This is a genomic window from Bacteroidales bacterium (assembly GCA_021157585.1).
Classification (GTDB): domain Bacteria; phylum Bacteroidota; class Bacteroidia; order Bacteroidales; family UBA12170; genus UBA12170.
In genome coordinates, this window is record JAGGWH010000071.1 from 1 (window position 1) to 4,288 (window position 4,288).

A 4,288-nucleotide genomic window follows, 5' to 3' on the forward strand; every position below is an offset into this window, starting at 1 on the left:
TCTGGAGATAAAAAAGCGTATTCTACGTCTGAAGTGGGCGATTGGATATGTGAGTTTATAAAAAAGGCATAGTTTATTGATTTTATTTAGGGGCTGCCAAAAAATAATATTCCAAATTGTTTTTATAATGATTTTCAAAAGCGGAAAGTGTTAAAGCTTTTCTTCCTTGAAGAATATCTTTTAAGTTGAACAGCTTGTAATCTAAAAGTTCAAAAAATTGAAACAATTCTTTTGCTGTGTTTTGATAATAATCGCTAGCCCCCAATCCAAATTCAAAAAGCACAAAAGGGCGGTCTTTTTTTAAAATTTCCTTAGCCCCTTTTAAAACCAAAAACTCTGCACCTTCCACATCAATTTTTATAAAGCGAATAGAAGATTCCAAGTCTTGAAAATCGTCTAAACGCTTTGTTTCTACTGTAATAACTTTAATATCAGGATTTTGCACAGCATATTTCCTTCGTTTTAATCCGCTATATGCCGGAGCATTTTTTACCCACTGAAATTCACTTTTTCCCGAAGTATCTGACAAAGCGTAAGGATAAACGAGTACGTGTTTTCCCCATCGACGTTTTAAATCGGTATAAAACTGAGGAATAGGTTCAAAAGCTAAGTGTTTACCTTGTGGCGCTTGCTTTGTAAAATACTTCAAGAACTCTCCTTTATGAGCACCCACATCAACGCAATTATCATCAGCACCTACATATTGCCGAATTAATTTCCTGCTCATTCTATCGTAGGTCAAATTTTTAGTGATGTCGAGTCTCAAAAAGAAGAGAATCTCACGAAGTATATTTTTGATCATCTAAGCAAATAATTTTTGCATAGTTTCCATATTTACAGAATGGTGTAAGTTTTTTGCTTCGGGTTGATACAAGAAACTTAGCTTATCGGCATGCGCCTCATTAATTTTTCCCCTAACAATTTTCATCGTACTATTTACCATATGATTAGCTTCACTAAAACCTTCGTCTAAAACCGCAAAAGTTGATGGTAACCAGCGTTCAGGGAACATGCCAGCATGTTTTCCTCTGGTTTTATAATGATCAATCTCTTCTTGTAAAATATTTAGTGCTTCTTGCTTTCCTTCTGTAGAGATATAATCAAAACCACGAGCTTTGACTTCTTTTTTCAAGGCTTCTTTGTTTGGGAAGATTAATCCAATGGTATAAGGATCTTGGTCGTTATGTAACATACATTGTTCTATATAAGGCGATTGCTCCATTAAAGCTTCTTCAATACTTTCAGGACTATATTTTTCGCCATCGTGACCAATTAACAAACTTTTATAGCGACCTAAAACATATAGGAAATCATCGGCATCCATATAGCCTAAATCACCGGTATAAAGCCAACCATCACGTAAGGTTTCTGCTGTTGCTTTTTCGTTACGCCAGTATCCAACCATTACATTTTCTCCTTTAACTACGATTTCGCCTTTTTCGCCTTTAGGAAGTTCATTCCCTTCATCATCACATATTTTAAGTTCTAAATTATCAACTAAAAAACCCGACGACCCCATTTTATGACGATGTTCCGCATTAGAAGAAATAACGGGAGAGGCTTCGGATAATCCATAGCCTTGATACATAGGCATACCAACGGCATAGAAAAATTTCTGAATATCAAGATCGAGTAAGGCTCCTCCACCGATAAAAAATTTCATATTCCCACCAAAGCCCTCTCTAATCTTGGTAAATAGAATTTTATCATAGATCCAAAGCAAAGGTTTTTTTAAAATTTTAAATCCTTTTCCTTTGTCAAATCCTAAGCTGTTATAATCATAAGCTGTTTTCATAGCATGATTAAAAAGCTTTTGAATAGTTGGACTTTTTGCTTTTATCCCGTTTTCAATATTTTTCTTAAAATTACGTGCTAAAGCAGGTACACTCATCATAATATGAGGTTTAATTTCTTTAATGTTGATTGGGATATTCTTAAGAGTTTCAGGCCCTGTTTTTCCTGTTTGAACGGTAGCTAAACTCGCCCCGAATTTCATAAAAGTATATATTCCGGCTGTATGCGCAAAAGAGTGATCGAGAGGAAGTATTATTAAAGTTTTATAAGATGGAGGAATATTCATTAAACTACTGGCTTGTTCAACATTGGCATAATAGTTCAAATGCGAAAGGATAATTCCTTTTGGATCTGCAGTAGTCCCGGAGGTATAACAAATATTAGCATAAGTACCCTCTTCTATTCCTTTTGCAAGATTTTCTTTTGCATCAATATTTTCCGCAAGATAATTTTCGCCTTTTTTGGCTATTTCACCAATATAAATTTCATCTGCTGCATAAGCTTCTTTTTCATCAAGTAAAATTATTTTTTCTATACCATCGAGTTTGCTTTTTATGGCTTCAATTTTAGGTAAAAGATTTTTAGAAACTATAAGACTACGACATTGAGCATGATTTATACGAAACTCTAATTCAAAAGGCTCAAGCTTAATAGATAAGGGAACGTTGACTATTCCACGATACAGCATAGCTAACTCACTGATAACCCACGCATTGCGCCCTTCCGAAATCAATGCTATACGCTCACCTTTTTGGATACCAATAGTATTAAATCCTGCCGCTAAATTATAAACTTGTTCTCTTGTTTCTTTATAACTTAAACTTTCAAATTGGGTAGTTTTCTTTTCCCATAAAAAAGGAAGGTCAGCATATTTTTTTACGCTCTCTTCAAATAATCCCGGTATTGTTCTCATAATTTAGTTTTGTTGTAATACTTTATAAAACAAAAATTTATAAACAATTTTATGTCTTAAGCATTCATTTTTATGCGATAAATTTAGTATATTTATTCAAATAACATATATTTTGAATTAAAGTGTATCTTTTGTTTGTAGTATTTCAAATGATATCTTAGTTGTAAATCATCATTTAATAGACAGCTTATACAGAATAAAACATTTTATTTTTTTGTAAAAAATAAAGCCGAGCATTTTTGCCCGGCTTTTGAAATTGTATATATTTATTTTACTTTAAATCCTCTAACTCCTTACGATAAGCCTCAAGTAACTCTTGTTGCGCTTTTATTAAAGCGGTTTGTTCATCTAGTTTTGCTGTGAGTTTATCCAAAGAAACTTCAAGTTCGGTAACTCTATTATTTAGTTCCGTTGTGTTTTGAGTTCTCTTTTCTAAAGCTTTAATGGAAATCATCATAATACCATCAATATCGGCAGAGGAAAGAGTTGTATCATTTCCAATAATACCCACACCATCGTTTCCAAAGTAATAGAAAATATCTTGTGCCATAGGTCCGTAATGACGAATTTTGCTGTTTTGAGCTTTGTAGTTCCACGATCCTATTTTCATCTTGCTAATACTTGATAAAAAGTATTCTCCATCAGCAGAAATAATATTTTCCTTTTTAGTAGAGTCAGAGATAGAAGACCAGCTATTTCCATTTGCAGCAAGAAAAACACCAACGTCAGCAGCTGCATTTGAATAAAGGTTGTATCCTCCATTAAATCGCATATTCATTTGGTTTGCTGTAGAAGTTGTCATAACAGATGTTGTACTATTGTCTCCTATAGCAAAGGAACCATTAACAGAACCTGTACTTACGTAATTCCCAAGAGCTGTTGAATTTGGTCCGCTTGCTGTTATTTTATAACCAATTGCAGTTGCATATTCTCCCGATGCAGTAGCTGTATTACCAATTGCTGTTGAATAATCGGCAGTAGCACTAACTTTATAACCTAAAGCAGTTGTATAATATCCAATATTAGCTTCGTCCCACTCTGTTCCACTAACAAAACCTGCTCTAAAAGCAGATTTTTTTGGATACCAAATTAAACGAGTTCCCGCTCCCGAAACTGCTAATGCTGTTCCTGAAGTAACGCTACCTGTAGAAATAATTCCATCCGTACCGTCAATAGTAAGTGCACCAGCATCAGCCGTTATTGTATTTCCCGATCCGGCACCTCCTTGATCGTATGCTTTATCAAGGGTATTATTAGATTCAGTGGTCAAATATCCAACAGTACTATGATCGCCCCAACTGTAAGCAGTCTGACCGTTTACTATACGAGAATCATTACCTTCTGCTACAGTTCCTGCAGCAGCTCCAAAATCCTTATTGAATGCAGTATTTTTTGAAAACACTGTTTCGTAAGATCCAAAATCAGAAATCTGACTCTCTGTTATTGAAATGCCGCTGGATTTGTCCCAAGCAGAATAAACAGGGTCTGTTTCATCTCCACCTGCAGCATCCCAATTAGAAATATCGTCATCTGTAATACCATAAGCTGGAGCTGCAACAAAAATAGGATCCGACTCTGTAA

The 4,288-nt window shown here is 34.6% G+C and carries 3 protein-coding genes; all 3 read right to left on the minus strand.

Features of this window, described 5'->3' with window-relative positions; all coding sequences use genetic code 11:
• Positions 1 to 82: 82 nt before the first annotated feature.
• Positions 83 to 727, minus strand: coding sequence for an FkbM family methyltransferase (locus J7K39_04660; protein ID MCD6179173.1), 645 nt, complete (start codon positions 725 to 727; stop codon positions 83 to 85).
• Positions 728 to 802: 75 nt separating this feature from the next.
• A complete protein-coding gene (locus J7K39_04665) occupies positions 803 to 2,707 on the minus strand; it encodes an AMP-binding protein (protein ID MCD6179174.1) in 1,905 nt (634 codons plus the stop codon).
• Between the two features lie 271 nt (positions 2,708 to 2,978).
• Positions 2,979 to 4,288 (minus strand): tail fiber domain-containing protein (locus J7K39_04670; GenBank protein MCD6179175.1); only part of this gene is annotated, 1,310 nt, incomplete at its 5' end.